The sequence below is a fragment of the Clostridium sp. YIM B02500 genome (assembly GCF_022324665.1).
GTDB classification, from domain to species: domain Bacteria; phylum Bacillota; class Clostridia; order Clostridiales; family Clostridiaceae; genus Clostridium; species Clostridium beijerinckii.
Window position 1 is genome coordinate 209279 of the sequence record NZ_JAKGTE010000005.1, and the last position, 18492, is coordinate 227770.

Genomic DNA, 18492 nt, shown 5'->3' on the forward strand with positions numbered 1-18492 from the left:
TTAGAATGCAATTAGTAATGCACAATGAGGGAACTAAGTTCACAGAGGAAGGTTGAGAATTCGTACATTAAGTCTTGAGTGTTATTTTGAATTCTCATTTCTCTGATGAAGTTTGATGAATTATGTGATTTAGAAGTCAAAAGAAATTTCATCCTTAATTGTGCATTAGTTCTCATGTATTTTAATTTTTCTAAAAATAGATTAGTGAAAGGATTGTATAGATGAGTAATCCGAATTTTGAATTAATAATGGATCCAAGTAATGATAAATTTAAGGATGAGTGTGGGGTATTTGGAGTATATACTAATAATCCAATAGATGTAGCATCAATGACTTACTATGGACTTTATGCTCTTCAACATAGAGGGCAGGAAAGTGCTGGAATTGCAGTAGCAGATGGTGAAAAAATTGACATACATAAAGGATTAGGTTTAATAACTGAAGCATTTAAGCAGGAAGATTTAGAAAAGCTAAAAGGTCATATAGCTATAGGCCACGTAAGATATTCAACTGCTGGTGGAAAAGGGATTGAAAATGCTCAGCCAATACTCGTTTCATCAAAGATGGGACCAATAGCTATGGCTCATAACGGAACTTTAGTAAATGCAGATGTAATAAAAGAATTACTTGAAGATGGAGGACAAATCTTTCATACTACAACAGATTCTGAAGTAATTGCATGTCTTATAGCAAGAAGTGCTAAAAAAGGTTTTGCAAAAGCAGTAGTTGATGCTATGTCAGCTGTTAGAGGTTCATTTGCATTAACCATTATGTCAAAGGATAGATTAATTGGGGCTAGAGATCCACACGGAATAAGACCACTTTCATTGGGGAAAATTGAAGAAGGTTACATTCTAACTTCAGAAAGCTGCGCTTTAGATGCAATAGGTGCTGAATTTGTAAGGGATATAGAACCAGGAGAAATAGTTATAATAGACAGTGAAGGAATAAGTTCATATAGATATTCTGAAAATACTAAATGTCAGACATGTGCTTTTGAATATATATATTTTGCTAGACCAGACTCTAGAATTGATGGACTTGAAGTTCATACAACAAGAGTTAAAGCAGGAGAACAGTTATATAAAGAGCATCCATTAGATGCAGATGTTGTTATAGCAGTTCCAGACTCTGGAATACCAGCAGCTATCGGATATGCAAAGGCTTCTGGAATACCTTATGATACTGGATTTATTAAAAATAGATATGTTGGAAGAACTTTTATATCGCCATCTCAAGAAATAAGAGAAAGAGCAGTCGCAGTAAAGTTAAATCCACTAAAATCAAACTTAGAAGGAAAAAGAGTTATACTTATTGATGACTCAGTAGTAAGAGGTACTACATCAAAACATTTAGTTGAATCACTTAGACGTGTAGGTGTAAAAGAAGTTAGTTTCTTACTAGCATCACCAAGTGTTAAGTATCCATGTTATTTTGGAATAGATACACCTTATAGAAGTGAGCTTGTTGCTGCTAATAATACTATAGAAGAGATTAGAGATATGATTGGAGCAGATTATTTAGGATATCTAAGTGAAGAAGGCGTTTATAAGAGCTGTGGTGATAGAGAAGAATTTTGTATGGGATGCTTTAATGGAGTTTACCCAGTTGCAACACCAGTAGAGAAAGAGATATAGACATCTAAGGCACATTCATCTATTGTTTTTTGAATATGTCAATAGCATTTTGAAAGGTGGAGTTAATAAATGATTACTTACAAAGAAGCGGGAGTTAACATAGAAGAAGGATATAAATCAGTTAAGCTTATAAAAGAATACGCAGCAAGAACTATGAGTCAATATGTTTTAAATGGTCTTGGAAGTTTTGCTGGAATGGTTGAATTACCATCAGGTTATGAAAAACCAGTTTTAGTTTCTGGAACTGATGGAGTAGGAACTAAGCTTGAAATCGCATTTAAGAACAAGAAGTACGATACAGTTGGTATTGACTGCGTAGCTATGTGCGTAAATGATATTTTATGCCATGGGGCAAAACCATTATTTTTCTTAGATTATATAGCTTGTGGGAAGCTTGAAGCTGAAGTTGCAGCAGATTTAGTTAAAGGTATATCGGATGGATGCGTTGATTCTGACTGTGCCTTAATTGGTGGAGAAACAGCTGAAATGCCTGGATTCTATTCAGATGGAGAATATGATATGGCTGGATTTGCAGTTGGTATAGCTGATAAAGATAAGATTATTAATGGAAGCAATATTAAAGATGGAGATAAGTTGATTGGTATAGCTTCTTCTGGAATACATTCTAATGGATATTCATTAATTAGAAAAATATTCCCAGATTTAAATGAAGAATTTAATGGTGAAGAAGTATGGAAGACATTAATTACACCAACTAAGATTTATGTGAAACCAGTACTTAAATTGTTAGAAAGCTATGAAATTAAAGGTATGGCTCATGTTACAGGTGGTGGATTTATAGAAAATGTTCCAAGAATGTTCAATGGTGGAGACTTCACAGCTGTAATTAACAAAGATTCATATCCACTTCCAGCTATATTTGAAAGAATCATTGAAAAAGGTGTAGACAAGGAGCATATGTATAATACTTTTAACATGGGAATAGGGTTTGTTCTTGCTGTTAAAGATGAAGATGTGGAACCTATTATAAAGGCTTTAGTAGAAATGGGAGAAAAAGCTTATGAAATAGGATACGTAACATCTGGGGGTGAAGGTATTTGTTTAAAATAGCGGTCTTGGTTTCTGGGGGCGGAACAGACCTACAATCGGTAATAGATGCGGTGGAAAGTAACTATATGAATGTTAAGATAGAGATGGTTATAGGAAGCCGTGATAATATTTATGCTTTAGAGAGGGCTAAAAAGCATAATATAGATACTTTTGTTGTTAATAGGCGTGAGTATGGTGAAGAATCCTCTAACAAGATCTTAGAATTAACAACGGGAAAGGTTGATTTAATAGTTCTTGCAGGATTTTTGGCAATTTTAGATGGGGAAATATTAAAAGAATTTGATAATAGAATTATAAACATTCATCCATCTTTAATTCCATCTTTTTGTGGACCTGGAATGTACGGATTAAAGGTTCATGAAGCCGTAATTAAAAGTGGTGTAAGATTTTCAGGATGTACAGTTCACTTTGTAAATTCTGAAGTTGATGGTGGTGCAATACTTCTTCAAGAAGTTGTGCCAGTTTATTTTGAAGATGATGCGGAAACACTTCAAAAGAGGATTTTAGAAAAAGAACACGAAATATTACCTAAGGCAATTAAGTTAATTAGCGAAAATAAAATCAGAGTAATTGATGGTAGAGTCAAGATAGAAGAATAAAGGAGGCCTTTTCGTGAAAAAGAGAGCTTTAATAAGCGTATTTGATAAAGAGGGAGTTTTAGATTTTGCTAAATTTTTAGTATCTAAAGATGTTGAAATTGTATCAACAGGTGGAACTTATAAATATTTGAAGGAAAATGGATTAAATGTAATTGAAATCAATGAAGTTACTGATTTTCCTGAAATGTTAGATGGAAGAGTTAAAACACTTCATCCATTAGTTCATGCTGGAATATTAGCTATAAGAGACAATGAAGAGCATATGAATACATTAAAAGGAAGAAATATTCATACCATAGATTATGTAGTTGTAAATCTATATCCATTCTTTGAGAAAGTTAAAGAAGATTTAGAATTTGAAGAAAAGGTTGAATTTATAGATATTGGCGGACCTACAATGCTTAGAGCAGCGGCTAAGAATTTTCAGGATGTTGTAGTAATTTCTGATAAAAATGACTATAAAGTTGTTATGGAAGAGATTGAAGCAAATGGCGAAACTTCTTATAAGACTAAGAAGAAATTAGCTGGTAAAGTATTTAATCTTATGAGCGCTTATGATGGGGCTATTTCAAACTTCTTGTTAGCTGATGATGAGGAAGAATATCCAGAATATCTTTCAGTTTCATATAAGAAGATGCAAAGCCTTAGATATGGTGAAAATTCACATCAAACTGCAGCTGTTTACGCATCAACAATGCTTGATGGAGCTATGAATACTTTTGAAACATTAAATGGTAAGGAATTATCTTATAATAACTTTAAAGATGTTGATATAGCTTGGAAATGTGCTAATGAATTTGATGAACCAGCATGTTGCGCATTAAAACATAATACACCTTGTGGTGTTGCAATTGGAAAAGATTCTTATGAAGCTTATATGAAGGCATATGAAGTAGATCCAACTTCAATATTTGGGGGAATCATTGGATTTAATAGAAAAGTAGATAAGAAAACTGCTGAGGAAATGGTTAAAATTTTCTTAGAAGTTATAGCTGCACCAGAATATGATGAAGATGCTTTAGAAATTTTAAAAACTAAAAAGAACTTAAGAGTTCTTAAATTCCATAACACTCCAAAGGCAGATAAATATATGGTTACAGTTGATGGGGCAATGCTTGTTCAAGAGGAAGACAATAAATTAGTAGAAGAAATTAAAGTTGTAACTGAAAAGAAACCAACTGATGAAGAAATGAATGATTTATTATTTGGAATGAAAGTAGTTAAATACGTTAAATCTAATGCTATAGTTGTTGCTCATAACGGAATAGCACTTGGAATTGGCGGGGGTCAAGTTAACAGAATCTGGCCAACAGAAGATGCTTTAAAGAGAGGAAAAGGAGCTACAATCCTTGCATCAGATGCTTACTTCCCATTTGGAGATGTTGCAGAGACGGCAGCAAAAGCTGGTATTAAAGCGATAATTCAACCAGGTGGATCTATTAGAGATCAAGAGTCAATAGACGTTTGTAACAAATATGGAATAGCAATGGTATTTACAGGATATAGACACTTCAAGCATTAATATAGATAAGTTATTTATATTAGGTGATTAAGCAATAAATTCTATATTGGATTGAAAATATATAATAAAAACCCTGTGTTTTTTTAAGTTAATTGTTATAGATAAACAAGTTATGAATTAGACTTATGCTTTGAAATGACTCCCACATTAGAAAGAAAGGGTACTCTTTTGTGCAGTGTTGCATCTGAGAATATGGCTGTAGGATTTCTTCATTAGAAGTTGTTCCATTTTTGCTTGTACCAATCTTGCATTGGGAGCATGCAGAAATGGACGCAACTTTTAATGTTAGAAATTCACAGTTGTATTCTCTAAGACAACCGAAACAACAGAGTATCCTTTCTTTCGGTTGGTTATAACATAGGCTATGAGTGTATACTGTTTATCTATAACGGAATATTATTTTGGAGGTATGTAAATGAAACTTCTTTTAATTGGTTCAGGTGGTAGAGAACATGCTTTGGCTTGGAAACTTGCAAAAAGTGAAAAGGTTGAAAAAATATTTGTTGCTCCAGGTAACGGTGGAACTGCAATTGAAAATAAATGCGAAAATGTAAACATAACTGATATTGACGAATTAATTAAATTTGCTAAAGAAGAAATTATTGACCTTACAATAGTTGGGCCAGAGGATCCTTTAACAAAGGGGATTGTTAATAAGTTTAAAACAGAAGGATTAAAGATATTTGGACCAGCCGAAAATGGAGCAATGCTTGAAGGAAGCAAAAGCTTTTCTAAAGAATTTATGAAAAAGTATGGCGTTAAGACAGCAGAATACGAAACATTTACAGATGTCAATGAAGCGCTTAAATATTTAGAAGTATGTCCTTATCCAACAGTAGTTAAAGCAGATGGTCTTGCGGCAGGAAAAGGCGTTGCTATATGTGAAACTAAAGAAGAAGCAATAGAAGCAGTAAAATCTTATATGGTAGATGATATCTTCAATGGAGCGGGTCAAAAAATAGTAATTGAAGAATTCCTAGAAGGTGTTGAAGCTTCAATTCTATCTATCACTGATGGGAAGACAATAATTCCGTTCATATCAGGTAAAGACCATAAGCAGATATTTGATGGAGGTAAAGGACCAAATACAGGTGGAATGGGAGTATTAGCACCAAATCCTTATGTGACAGAAGATGTAATGAAGGATTTCGAAGAAAATATTATGGCTAAGACTTTAATTGGTATCAGAGAAGAAGGCTTTGATTATAAAGGAATAATCTTCTTTGGTATCATGATTACTGCAAAAGGAACTTATCTTTTAGAATATAATGTAAGAATGGGAGATCCTGAAACACAATCAGTTCTTTATCTAATGGAAAGTGACTTAGTAGAAGTGATTGAAGCAGCATTAAGAGAAGAACTAGATAAAACTACAATTAAGTGGAATAATGGTGTCTGCATAAATGTTGTTTTAGCATCTAAAGGATATCCAGGAGATTTTGTTAAGGGATATGAGATAAAAATTGATGAAAAAGTTAAAGATAAGGTATTTTTAGCAGGAGCTAAGGAAGAAGATGGAGTTTTAAAGACTAACGGTGGAAGAGTATTATCAGTTATTGGTCTTGGAAAAACTCTAGAAGAAGCTAGAAAAGACGCTTACGAAAATATTAAATATGTTACCTTTGAAGGGGCATATTGTAGAAGTGATATAGGAACACATAAATAAATATATATTAAAGAAATGAGCTATTAGGTATTATTATTATTTAATCAATAACACCTAATAGCTTATATATATTTCAAAAATAATTCTTCATCATAATTCTAAAAATTTTAGCCGTAATTGTGAATTGTGCACTGTGAATTGCAATGTATATGTTAAAATTTGAAATTGTTTCATTTTATTCACTATTTGTTCATTGATTTGTAATTAATTCCATGTTAAAATAATCATTAAATAGTAATATTATGTATATAAGGAAACTGTGATTCGAATATTTACTTGGGCACTTTATATTCGATGAGTTAATAGTGCAACCGACCTTTTTATTAAGGTCGGTCTTTTTTTGTCCGCTTAAATAAGTATATAGATAATAAATTAAAATTGAGGTGCAATCTTTATGTTATTTTTTAATAGGTTAAAGAAATATGATGAACATGGGTTTGATTCAAAAGGAATTCATAAAAACGGTACAAAATTTAATGAAGAGGGTTTTGATAAAAAAGGGGTTCATAAAAATGGCACATATTTTAATACAGAAGGCTACAATATAGACGGGTACGATAAATATGGATATGATAAAGAAGGATATAATAGTGGAGGATATGACAGGCAAGGATATAACAAGATGGGATATAATATAAAAGGATATGATAGACAAGGGGAATTTTTAGAAACAAGATATAAATGGAAAGTGAAATAGAAAAATAAAAATTGCTATAAATTAATTCAATATATATTGCAAAAATAATTCTTCATAAAATTTCTAAAAATATTGTAAGAATTCTAGGCGTAATTGTGAAATGTGCATTGTGAATTGCAACATATATGTTTACTTAGCAGATTTATGAAAAATTCGTTGTAAAGTACTAATGCAGGGTTACATCTTCTCTAGCATGTTCTTAATTCATTAGGACAAGCAAAAGGAGACTAGCCCTGCATTAACTGTTTTTAGCAGCTTATTTTATGTAGTTTGGTTTATATAGATATGTTGAAATAATAAATTTACATTAAAATTCTAGTGAGGTGAATGACTAGTTAAAACCAAAATGGAACAAGTTAATTGCAACATATATAGTGCAAGAATATTATCCTTAATTGTGAATTGCAATATATATGCTAATAAGTTTTTTATTAAAAGTTTATAGGAATATATTGACATGTAATTCTACAAGGTGTAGTATGAAAACATAAATACTACACCTTGTAGAATTACATATAGGAGATGATTGAATATGAAGTTAGGGAAGATATCGGACGCTGAAATGGAGATAATGAAAATAATATGGAAAAAGAATGATCAAATTACTACAGCGGAGATTCTAGACGAGCTTCCAAAAGAAAATTCATGGAAGGTAACAACAATAATGACGCTGATATCAAGATTAACTGAAAAGGGGATTTTGAGTGTAACTAAAGTAGGAAAGTTAAATAATTATTTTCCTAAAATTACAGAAGAAGAATATAGAGCTATTCAAACTGATAATTTCTTAGAAGATATGCATAAGGGATCAGTTAAAAACTTTATGGCAACATTGTTTAATAATAAGAAAATAAGTAATAAGGATATTGCAGAGTTGAAAGAATGGCTCAAAGAGGTGTAGACATATGGAGATTCTAAATTATATTCTGCAAATGTCATTAGCGGGCAGCTTTATGTTTTTAATACTTTGTATATTTAAACCACTCACTAAAAAGACTTTTAGCGCTACTTGGAATTATTATATGCTATTTATAACGCTTTTAATTTTTATTATACCTATTGGGAGTTTTGTTAAACTGCCTCAAATAGTGGAACATAAGAATTATTTATCAATGCAGGATACGAATACGGTAGCACAGCAAAACCATGAAAAGATGCTGAAGAAAAATGATAAAAGTGATGAGATAAGAGTTTTGCAAGGGGATGGTACTCTTAAGCCAGTAAGCCAAAGCCAAGTGGATTTAAAGCAGACAAGTATGATGCAAAAAATAATGAATAGAAATATGCTGCTTTATGCATGGATATTAGGTGTACTCATACTAGTAATTAAGGAAACTTACGTATATATTTCTTTTTATAAAAAACTTAAAAGTATAAGTAATATTATTGATGATAAATCAATAATTGATGTTTTTAAAAACTGTAAGAAAAAATTAAATATATATAGGAAGATAATTATAAAAGAATGTGGTGGCATTAAAAGTCCAATGATTACAGGAATATTAACACCTACTATCACAATTCCTAAGATGGACCACAATCTGGACAAGCTTGAAATAATACTGGATCATGAATTAATTCATTTTAAACGTAAAGATTTATGGGTGAAGGCAGTAGCACTTTTAGCAAATATAATCAATTGGTTTAATCCTATTGTTTATATTATCAGAAATAGGATAAATATAATTTGTGAGCTGTCTTTAGATGAACAACTTATAAAGAAGATGGATAAATCAAAAAGAAAATATTATGGAGAAATTATATTAGAGTTAATAGAATATTCTCAGAATAAATCCCTAAGCTTAGGGGCATCAGTTTGTAAAAGTAGGAAGGAGATTGAGACACGCTTGAAAAATATAGTGTTTTTTAAAAAGTCAAAAAAAATAGTTGTTTGTATTTCACTTATGGTAACCATGATTTTTACATCTACTAGTTTGCTTGCTTCAAAAACTGTATTTGCTAGTAATAGTGATACAGCAAAAAGTGCTAAAGGAGCAGAATTTGCAGTATTTGTATCAGATGATGGGCTATACATGTCTGAACTAAAAGAAAATAACCCAATTCTTCTTGATAAAAATGAAAAAATTAAATTGCCGAAAATATCTAAAGATGGGTTATATGTTGCTTATACTAAAGAAGATAATTTATATATTTGCAATATAGAGACTCGTGAAGTAATTGAAGTAGCTAAAAATGTAGAGTCATATGATTGGAATAACTCAGGAAACTTAATTTGCTCTTCTAAAAATGCAGGGATGTCTATGTATAATACCAATACTAAAAAGTTAGTGGATATTATAAGCAATGAGTATGATTATTTTAATATCAATTGCGATAGTAAAAATAAGGTATATGCTAACAAACAGCTAGAAACTACTACAGACAAAGGGAGAACTATTAAATCAATAGGTATAATTAGCTATGATTTAGATACTAAAGAAGAAAAGGTTATTTTCGAAGAAAAAGAAGGAAATAATAAAGAGATTGGAAATCAATATACAGTATCTGAATTATTTGAATCTATTGGATCAAGACCTAATGTTGAGAGGGTATCAAGTGATGATAGATATATGTATATATGGAACAAACCTAATTCAGGCTCAATGTCAGCAGATATGACAGAATTTGCAGTATATGATCTTTTAAACAATAAAGTTATAGAAAATAATAATATGATTGCATTGGCATATAAAGATAATATTTCTCAAAATCCAGTAGATAGCAGCATAGTTGCTGTTAACAATGGCGAATATAGAGATATGTATAGCAACAAAACATTAGGAATTTTCGATATCAAAGCTAACAAATTTACAAGTCTAATTCCAGAAAATCAAGTATCAATGACACCGGATTATTCTAGTGATGGAAAAAGTATAGCATATTCTGGAGCTGATGCCTTAAAAGATGATATGTCACAAAGTTCGAAAAACTGGGAAAGTGAACCACACTATATTTATCAAGTAAACACTGAAACAAAAGAAATAACTCAAATTACAAATAATAAATCATTTGATTTCATGCCAAAATATTTATCAGAAAACCAAATATTATTTGTAAGAAAAGATGGAGATTCATTTAGTTTATGGAAGACAAAGGATGGAGTAGAAACTAAGCTTGCTGATTCTTTGAATTTTAGATCAACTTCTTATACAAATACTTGGTACTACGGTCATTATAAAACTGAAAATGTTATAGATGTATATAAAAAGTAAACATTTCATATATATGTTGCAAAAATAATACTTCATCATAATTCTAAAAATATTAGAAGAATTTTGACTGTAATTGTGCATTGTGAATTGCAATTTATATAAGTTCAATATGATAAAATACTCAATTATATATAAATTGAGTATTTTATTATTTTAGTGATATAATTCTAAGGAAGTAATTATTTTATCAGGATTAAATTTAAGAGTATATTTGAGCATAATAAATATTAGAATTAACAAATCAAATGAATGGATGAAGAACGAGATGGAAAACAAAAATTATTTATACAATAATTATATAAATATGGCGAGAAATTTAAGATCAGAAAATAACTTATTAAAAGCCATTTCATTTTATCAAAAGGCATATGCCTTAAATATTGGAAAAGAAGATATAGAATTGCTGATGGATATGGCATTAATTTATGATGAAATTGGGTTATCTGGTGATGCAGAGAAAAAGTATCGAGAAGTAATTGAATTAGATGAGGATGATGCTAGAGCATATTATGGCTTGGCAATAATATATGATGAGAATGATGAATTAGAAAAGGCTAAAAAGTATTATGAGAAGGCCATAGAAAAAAATCCTAATTATGATAAAGCATATTTCTTTTTAGCCAATATATATGATGAATCAGGTGAAAAGGATAAGGCGATAAGTAACTATAAAAAGGTTATTGAAATAAATCCTAATTATATGTGGGCATATGCAAATTTAGCTTGTATTTTAGAAGAAAACAATGAAAATATTGATGCACTAAATTATATAAATAAGGCTTTAGAAATTGAGGATAGGCATTACAAGATATTATTTAATAAAGCAGTAATTTTAAATAAGTTAAATAACATAGAAGAGAGCAAAGAATATTATTACAAGTCTATTGAAGCAAATCCAAATTATCCTTATAGTTTTTTAAATTTATCAGTAGCATATAGAGAAGAAGGTGATTTTAAAAAAGCTATTGAAGTAATAAGTAAGGGAATAGAAGAAAATGATGATGAAGGTTTCTTATATTATAATAGAGCTTGTTATTATGTAAATATAAATGAAAATTTAAAAGCATTAAGAGATGTAGAAAAAAGTATAGAATTAAATGAATTCTTTTTGGAGTATATGAAGAAAGACAAAGAATTAGATCCAATAAGAGAACTTGAAGAATATAAGAACCTTTGGGGAGATATCCAACTTGAGACATAGACTTATGCATATAGTACACCGAAAGAAGAAACATTGTTGCTTCGCAGGACTATAAAAATTTCGCTGAAAGTGCTAAATTAGATACAACCTGCTGCTTAGAACCTTCAGCGATATTTTCATAGCTTTTTGGAACAAAATATTTATGATTTCGGCGAGTTATATGCATAAGTTCATGTCTTGGTTTGTATACCTATATAAAGTACTGGAAACAATAGAACGGCTGTCCTTTGAGCAGTGCGCATATCCTCATTAATATAATCTGCTTTTTTAGGAATAAAATATTTAAAATAACAAAGGATAAACTTAAAGAATTCTTTTTGTAAATAAGGTGGATTTATTATAATATGGAGGAATAATAATGCGTAAAAGAATAATTCGTTTGATAACGTTTATAATATTCATAACAGTATTCACAAGTAATTTAGTATATGCACAAATTCCAAGTATACCTCAGCAGTTTGGCCCTAAAATATCTAATTTGCAGAATAAGGAGGATATTATTAACAGCTTAAATCAAATTAAAGTTATACGGGCAAATTTAACTGTATATAATATAAAACCAGATACACCAGTTGATGACTTAAAGAAGTTCGATGTTGAGATACAGCGTTATATTGAGCAGCTTAGAATTATTAGGACTAATTTGGTAAATCATGCGGATAAATATTCAAATTCAATTTCTGACGTGTTTTTTGCAGAACAAATTGTAATTATAGCTAATTGCTATATTGTAAGCTTAAAGCACCAACAACTCTTAGTAAGAGCAATAGAAAGCAATGTGCCGGAAGCTTCAACGTTATTTTATTCAACGTATATGATACCTATATATTATTACCTTACATTAGGTGATGAACAAATAGCTTATACTCAAACATATACAGTAATTTCTTAATAAATTGAAATATATATTGCAATTCACAATGCACATTTTACAATTTACAGTTCACAATTAAGGCTAAAATTCTTTCGATATTTTTAGAATTATGATGAAGAATTATTTTTGCAACATATATATATTCTAATGAAGAAAAATTTGAAGAACTTTGAAATAGATACCATTATATAAGAAGAGATTTTGTTGAAATACTGGATAATAAAATAAAAAGCAAAAGAAGCCAAGTTTTAAATATTAAAGCTTGGCTTCTTTTTGCTATAACTTAATGTAATTAATTTGCATACCTAACAGTAGATAAGTCTGATGCATGTTCATATTCTATTGTTTCATTATTATATAGGAATTTCACACCATCAATCCATTCGCCTTTAGATTTGTTATTAGATTGAAGGAAATTCTCGATTAGAGTATTAGCTGTAACTGAACCACCAGTTGATCCTTGAAACTTTGGAACCCATTTTTTATTATTTGAGTCAGTTAAGTTTATAGTAGCAACTTTTTTGCCGTTAACAGTATCTATAGATTTAACTTCAATTGGTAAATTGTCAAATTTTTTCTCTGATACAGCTTTTGCTAATTCTTTTAGCTTGTCCTGTAGAGTTGAATTTTCATTTACCTCAATAGTACCTGATTCATTTGGTTCTAAAGAATTATCATCTATACTATATATGGAAAGTTTTACCTTATTTACTTTTTTTGTATCGCTTGTAGTTTCATTAGCTTTTTTACTATCAGCATTAGAAGAGCCATTGTCGTCTTTATTTTGCTCTACAGTAGTAGTGTTATTATCACTAGGCTTAGGGGAATCACTAGGCTTTGTGCTACAAGAAACCATTACGGTACTTAACATTAAAACTGTAGCTATAATTAACTTTCTAGTCATGATATGTACACCTCCTATGTTTAAAAATTAATATTATAGATAATATTAACTAATTTAATTAATTATATCATATGAAATTGCTAATTAAAAGCATACAAGAGACTGGAAAAAATTGAAAAAAATTTGACAATGTATTTTGAGTATAGTATATTTTGATTATCAAACTATTTGATTTTAAAACTTTTTGATTAAAGGCGAGGCATACTCAGAAAATATAAAGTAAATATGTTTGTTTATATATTTTGTCTAAAATAAAGTGAAACTTTTCATGTAGTTCATTCTGAATTCAAAATGAACTTTCCTCAGCAAATCTTAGGACAAAATATCTTTATGTCGTTTGCTTGTTATTTTATTTCATATGTCTAATTGGTCAATAGATTGCGTATTTGGTATGATATTTAGAATTTTCATTACCAAATTTTTCATTTTATAAACACTGAATATAATTTTTGTTAGAAGATATTTTTGGATGCCAAAATGGAGAGTGCAGATAAATGGATAAATCAACAAAACTGATTAACGAGCTTTTGGTGCAGTTATTTAATGATGTCTTACAAATTGAGGAGCAAAGTTTAAAGAATGGTGTACTTTCAGATCTTTCAATAACAGAAATTCATACTATAGAATCTATTGGTATGTACAGTGAAAGAACAATGTCAGAGGTAGCGCAGAAATTAAAAATTACAGTAAGTACTTTAACAACTGCTATCAATAAATTAATTAAAAAAGGATATGTAGAAAGAAACAGGATAGAAACAGACAGAAGAGTTGTCCTTATTAAATTAACTAGAAAAGGAAAGTTAGCATTCAGAATCCATCAGAGATTTCATGGAGAAATGATAAATAATGCAATAGAAGGATTAACGTTAGAAGAGGAAGAAATTTTAATTTCTTCTTTAAGTAAAATAAATAACTTTTTTAAAGAAAAATATGAATTAGTATAATGAAGGAGAAAAATATGAGTAATATTAAAATTGCTGGAATTGGAGCATATCTTCCATCTCTAGTAGTTACTAATGATAGAATAAGTGAATTCGTTGAAACAAGTGATGAGTGGATAGTGCAAAGAACAGGTATGAGAGAAAGAAGAATCTCAGAAGGAGAAAATACATCTGATATTTCAACAAAAGCAGCTAAACTTGCACTTGAAAGAGCTGGTATTGATGCAAAAGATTTAGAACTTATTATTGTTGCTACAATTAGCCCAGATATGTTTATACCATCGGTTGCATGTCTAGTTCAAAGTAATTTAGATGCAAGTAAGGCAGCTTGTTTTGATATAAGTGTTGCATGTTCAGGGTTTGTATACGGATTGGAGACAGCTAAAGCTTTAATGATGTCTATGAATTATAAAAATGCATTAGTAGTTGGAGCTGAAGTTCTTTCAAAAGTAACAGACTGGACAGACAGAAGCACTTGTATTTTATTTGGAGATGGTGCTGGCGCTGCTGTACTTAAGAGGGATGAGGCACCAGGAATAATTAAATCATATTTAAGAGCGGATGGAAAAAAGGGGGAAGCACTTACTATAGGCGCTACTGATTTTGATACTCCTTTTTCGAAAGAGAAAAAATTAGCTAAAAGAACTATCGATATGAATGGTAGAGAAATACTTAGATTTGCAGTATCTGCAATAGATGAAGCCGTTACTGAAGTTATGAAAGATACTAATGTTTCATTTGATGACATTAAATATATAGTACCTCACCAAGCAAATTATAGAATTATAAAATTAGCAGCAGAAAAGTTGAAATTAAGCGAAGATAAGTTCTATTTGAACTTAGAAAAGGTAGGAAATACATCAGCTGCAACAGTACCTATAGCTTTAAATGAAATGTATGAAAAAGGCTTACTAAATAAAGGTGATAAAATTATTCTTGTCGCATTTGGTGGTGGGTTAACTTATGCAGCAACATTACTTGAGTGGTAATTAAAAATAATAGTTAAATAAGCTTTTATTATTTAACTTTAAAATAGATTTATATATAAGAATGGAATGGTTATGGAAATAAATATCATATCATTTGAGATTAAAAATAATACAAGATGCAATTTAATATTTATAAAAAAACCAATGTATAAACGTTGGAGAATATGAACTTATTTTTAACTTTTTAGTAATCTCATTGATAAAAATATGCTATAATAGTAAAATTACTTATCATGATAGGTGAAATGACTATTATACATAGATAAGATTAAAATACAGGAAGTTCCATTATTATAGTAAGAGATAGTACATTAAGCGATATTTTGTGATTGGTAATGGTAGGAGGAATATGTTGTGGAAAAAAATAGAGTATGTGACCTGTTAAAAATAGAATATCCTATATTTCAAGGTGCTATGGCAAGAATTGCAGATGCATCTTTAGCTTCAGCGGTAAGTGAAGCTGGTGGACTTGGAATAATAACTGGGGCAGCACCAACTGAATGGGTAAGAGAACAGATAAAGAAAACAAAGGAATTAACCAATAAGCCATTCGGAGTAAATATAATGTTAATGGCAGAAAATGCTGAGGAAATAGCAGAATTAGTATGTGAAGAAGGCGTATCTGTTGTTACAACTGGTGCAGGAAGTCCAGGAAAGTATATGGAAAAATGGAAAGCTCATGGAATAAAGGTTATACCAGTAGTAGCTTCTGTAGCATTAGCTAAGAGAATGGAGAAGTCAGGAGCTGATGCAATTATTGCAGAAGGTACTGAATCAGGTGGGCATGTAGGTCAGTTAACTACTATGACATTAGTACCACAAGTTGTTGATGCTGTAAGCGTACCAGTTATAGCAGCTGGAGGAATAGGTGATGGTAGAGGAGTAGCTGCATCATTTATGCTAGGCGCTGAAGGAATTCAAGTTGGAACAAGATTCTTAGTGGCAAAAGAATGTACAATACATCAAAATTATAAAGATAAAGTACTAAAAGCCAATGATATAGATACAGAAGTAACAGGAAGACCAACAGGTCACCCAGTTAGAGTTCTAAGAAATAAGCTTGCAAGAACTTATCTTAAGTTAGAAAAAGAAGGAGCATCTGCTGAAGAATTAGAAAAGCTTGGAATTGGTGCGCTTAAAAAGGCTGTTGTAGATGGTGATGTGGATAATGGATCACTTATGTCAGGTCAAATAGCAGGACTTATTTGCAAGGAACAATCATGTAAGGAAATGATTGAAGAATTATTTGCAGAATCAAATGAAATATTTAAGCGTTTTGGAGGGAATCATGAATAGTAGTAAAACTGCATTTCTTTTTCCAGGTCAAGGAGTTCAAACTATTGGAATGGCAAAAGAACTTTGCGATAATATACCAGAATGTAAAGAAATATTAAATCGTAGTGAAGAAATTTTAAATATGCCTATTAAGAAAATGATGTTCGAAGGGCCAGAAGAAATTTTAACAGCAACAGAAAATGCACAACCTACAATACTTGTTGCATCACTTATCGCGTTAAAAGCACTAGAGATAAATGGCATTGAAGCAGATTATGCAGCAGGCCTTAGCTTAGGAGAATATGCAGCGCTAATATACGGGGGAGCACTTTCTTTAGAAGAAGGATTACTTCTTATAAAAGAAAGAGGAAGAATAATGGGTAGTGCGCTACCAGAAGGCCTTGGAAAAATGGCTGCTGTGTTAAAATTGAATGATGAAAAGATACAAGAATTATTAACTAGAGCAGGTGAATTTGGAATAGTTGAAGGGGCTAACTATAACTGCCCAGGCCAAGTAGTTATTTCAGGTGAAAACAAAGCAATCGATGAAGCCGTAAAAATTGCAAAAGAATTAGGAGGCCTTGGAATTCCGCTAAAGGTTAGTGGACCATTTCATAGTTCCCTTCTTGAGCCTGCAAGTGAAGAATTCTTTAATACTATAAAAAATGTTGATATTAAAGAACTTAACAAAGTAGTTTATTCAAATGTTAAAGGACTTCCTTATGAAAAAGAAGATGATGTTAAAGAATTATTAAAGAGACATATAAGAACATCAGTCCTTTTTGAAAAGACTATAAATCATATGATAGATAGCGGCGTTGATACATTCATAGAAGTAGGTCCTGGAAAAGCACTTAGAGGATTTGTTAAGAAAATAAATAAGAGTGCAAGTCTTTTAAATGTTGAGGACATGAACTCATTGAAAAATACAATTGATAAGATTAAAAGCAATTTTTAATATATAAATATATATTTATTAAAAGCAAGTCTCTACATTTTTATCTTAACTGACACTTGGTTTACTAGGATTTTTAAATGTAGGCTTGTTATTTTAAAGTATAGGAATAGTTATTTAGAATGAGTAGATAGATTATAAATAATTATTTGCAGCTCAGTTATAGGTTAATTGTTTATAACAATAGGAGGTAATTTAATATATGCTAAAAGGAAAATGTGCAATTGTTACAGGAGCATCAAGAGGAATTGGAAAGGCAATAGCTTTAAAGCTTGCATCTCTTGGAGCTAATATAGTTTTAAATTATAGAAGCAATGAAAAAGAAGCATTGGAAGTTGAAAATGAAATAAAAGGCATAGGTGTAGAAACTTTATGTGTAAAAGGTGATATATCTAAGTCAGAAGAAGTTGATAATCTTATCAATTCTGCCAAAGAAAAGTTTGGTACTATAGATATCATGGTAAATAATGCAGGGATTACAAAAGATGGATTAATAATCAGAATGAAAGAAGAAGACTTTGATAATGTTATTGATGTAAATCTAAAAGGTGTGTTTAACTGTCTAAAAGCTATCACTCCAATTATGATGAAACAGAAACATGGAAAGATAATAAATCTTTCATCAGTTGTTGGAATTACTGGAAATGCAGGTCAAGTAAATTATTCTGCATCTAAAGCAGGGGTAATTGGAATGACAAAATCACTAGCTAGAGAAATTGGTTCAAGAGGAATTACTGTAAATGCAGTAGCACCAGGATATATCGAAACAGATATGACAGAAGCTCTAGCAGATAAATACAAAGAAGAGATGAAGAAGACTATACCGCTTAAGAGATTAGGAAAAGCAAGTGATGTAGCAAATGTTGTAGCTTTCCTTGCAAGTGAAAGTGCAGATTATGTTACAGGGCAAGTTATCCAGGTTGACGGTGGAATGTTAATGTAATGGAGG

16 protein-coding genes and 1 riboswitch are annotated in these 18492 nt (G+C 30.5%); of the genes, 15 read left to right on the forward strand and 1 reads right to left on the reverse strand.

Features of this window, described 5'->3' with window-relative positions:
* The first annotated feature begins 221 nt into the window (after positions 1-221).
* The 10 genes from purF (at position 222) to L1S46_RS06245 (ending at position 12497) form a co-directional block, all read left to right on the forward strand.
* A complete protein-coding gene (purF, locus tag L1S46_RS06200; RefSeq protein ID WP_238899522.1) occupies positions 222-1637 on the forward strand; it encodes an amidophosphoribosyltransferase in 1416 nt (471 codons plus the stop codon).
* A gap of 69 nt (positions 1638-1706) precedes the next feature.
* Positions 1707-2708 carry a phosphoribosylformylglycinamidine cyclo-ligase gene (purM, locus tag L1S46_RS06205; protein WP_017210866.1) on the forward strand — a complete coding sequence of 334 codons (1002 nt, stop codon included), beginning with the start codon at positions 1707-1709 and terminating at the stop codon, positions 2706-2708.
* Positions 2696-3307, forward strand: a complete 612-nt coding sequence (gene purN / locus L1S46_RS06210; RefSeq protein ID WP_039770439.1) for a phosphoribosylglycinamide formyltransferase — start codon at positions 2696-2698, stop codon at positions 3305-3307. The genes purM and purN overlap by 13 nt, the downstream gene beginning before the upstream one ends.
* 13 nt (positions 3308-3320) lie before the next feature.
* Positions 3321-4829: a bifunctional phosphoribosylaminoimidazolecarboxamide formyltransferase/IMP cyclohydrolase gene (gene purH / locus L1S46_RS06215; RefSeq protein WP_238899523.1), complete on the forward strand. Its 1509-nt coding sequence runs from the start codon at positions 3321-3323 to the stop codon at positions 4827-4829.
* Between the two features lie 415 nt (positions 4830-5244).
* Positions 5245-6495 carry a phosphoribosylamine--glycine ligase gene (gene purD / locus L1S46_RS06220; RefSeq protein WP_238899524.1) on the forward strand — a complete coding sequence of 417 codons (1251 nt, stop codon included), beginning with the start codon at positions 5245-5247 and terminating at the stop codon, positions 6493-6495.
* 243 nt (positions 6496-6738) lie between these two features.
* Positions 6739-6821, forward strand: a riboswitch (cyclic di-GMP riboswitch).
* A 68-nt stretch (positions 6822-6889) separates the two neighbouring features.
* Positions 6890-7192 (forward strand): hypothetical protein, encoded by a 303-nt coding sequence (locus tag L1S46_RS06225; protein WP_017210862.1) that lies wholly within the window; start codon positions 6890-6892, stop codon positions 7190-7192.
* 532 nt (positions 7193-7724) lie between these two features.
* A complete protein-coding gene (locus tag L1S46_RS06230; protein WP_026885258.1) occupies positions 7725-8093 on the forward strand; it encodes a BlaI/MecI/CopY family transcriptional regulator in 369 nt (122 codons plus the stop codon).
* A 4-nt stretch (positions 8094-8097) separates the two neighbouring features.
* Positions 8098-10404 (forward strand): M56 family metallopeptidase, encoded by a 2307-nt coding sequence (locus L1S46_RS06235; RefSeq protein WP_238899525.1) that lies wholly within the window; start codon positions 8098-8100, stop codon positions 10402-10404.
* Between the two features lie 265 nt (positions 10405-10669).
* Positions 10670-11605 (forward strand): tetratricopeptide repeat protein, encoded by a 936-nt coding sequence (locus L1S46_RS06240; protein ID WP_238899526.1) that lies wholly within the window; start codon positions 10670-10672, stop codon positions 11603-11605.
* Positions 11606-11963: 358 nt separating this feature from the next.
* A complete protein-coding gene (locus L1S46_RS06245) occupies positions 11964-12497 on the forward strand; it encodes a hypothetical protein (RefSeq protein WP_238860590.1) in 534 nt (177 codons plus the stop codon).
* Positions 12498-12771: 274 nt separating this feature from the next.
* On the opposite strand, the gene L1S46_RS06250 is transcribed toward L1S46_RS06245, so the two are convergent.
* Positions 12772-13383: a hypothetical protein gene (locus tag L1S46_RS06250; protein WP_238899527.1), complete on the reverse strand. Its 612-nt coding sequence runs from the start codon at positions 13381-13383 to the stop codon at positions 12772-12774.
* A gap of 494 nt (positions 13384-13877) precedes the next feature.
* On the opposite strand from L1S46_RS06250, the gene L1S46_RS06255 reads away from it, so the two are divergent.
* The 5 genes from L1S46_RS06255 (at position 13878) to fabG (ending at position 18486) form a co-directional block, all read left to right on the forward strand.
* Complete coding sequence (locus L1S46_RS06255; protein ID WP_011968410.1) at positions 13878-14327, forward strand: MarR family transcriptional regulator; 450 nt, start codon at positions 13878-13880, stop codon at positions 14325-14327.
* A gap of 14 nt (positions 14328-14341) precedes the next feature.
* The gene (locus L1S46_RS06260) at positions 14342-15313 is read left to right on the forward strand and encodes a beta-ketoacyl-ACP synthase III (protein ID WP_011968411.1); all 972 of its coding nucleotides are present in this window, start codon (positions 14342-14344) and stop codon (positions 15311-15313) included.
* A gap of 354 nt (positions 15314-15667) precedes the next feature.
* A complete protein-coding gene (gene fabK, locus L1S46_RS06265; RefSeq protein WP_238899528.1) occupies positions 15668-16609 on the forward strand; it encodes an enoyl-[acyl-carrier-protein] reductase FabK in 942 nt (313 codons plus the stop codon).
* The gene (gene fabD, locus L1S46_RS06270; RefSeq protein ID WP_238899529.1) at positions 16602-17546 is read left to right on the forward strand and encodes an ACP S-malonyltransferase; all 945 of its coding nucleotides are present in this window, start codon (positions 16602-16604) and stop codon (positions 17544-17546) included. The genes fabK and fabD overlap by 8 nt, the downstream gene beginning before the upstream one ends.
* Positions 17547-17745: 199 nt before the next feature.
* Positions 17746-18486, forward strand: coding sequence for a 3-oxoacyl-[acyl-carrier-protein] reductase (gene fabG / locus L1S46_RS06275; RefSeq protein ID WP_238899530.1), 741 nt, complete (start codon positions 17746-17748; stop codon positions 18484-18486).
* Positions 18487-18492: the final 6 nt, after the last annotated feature.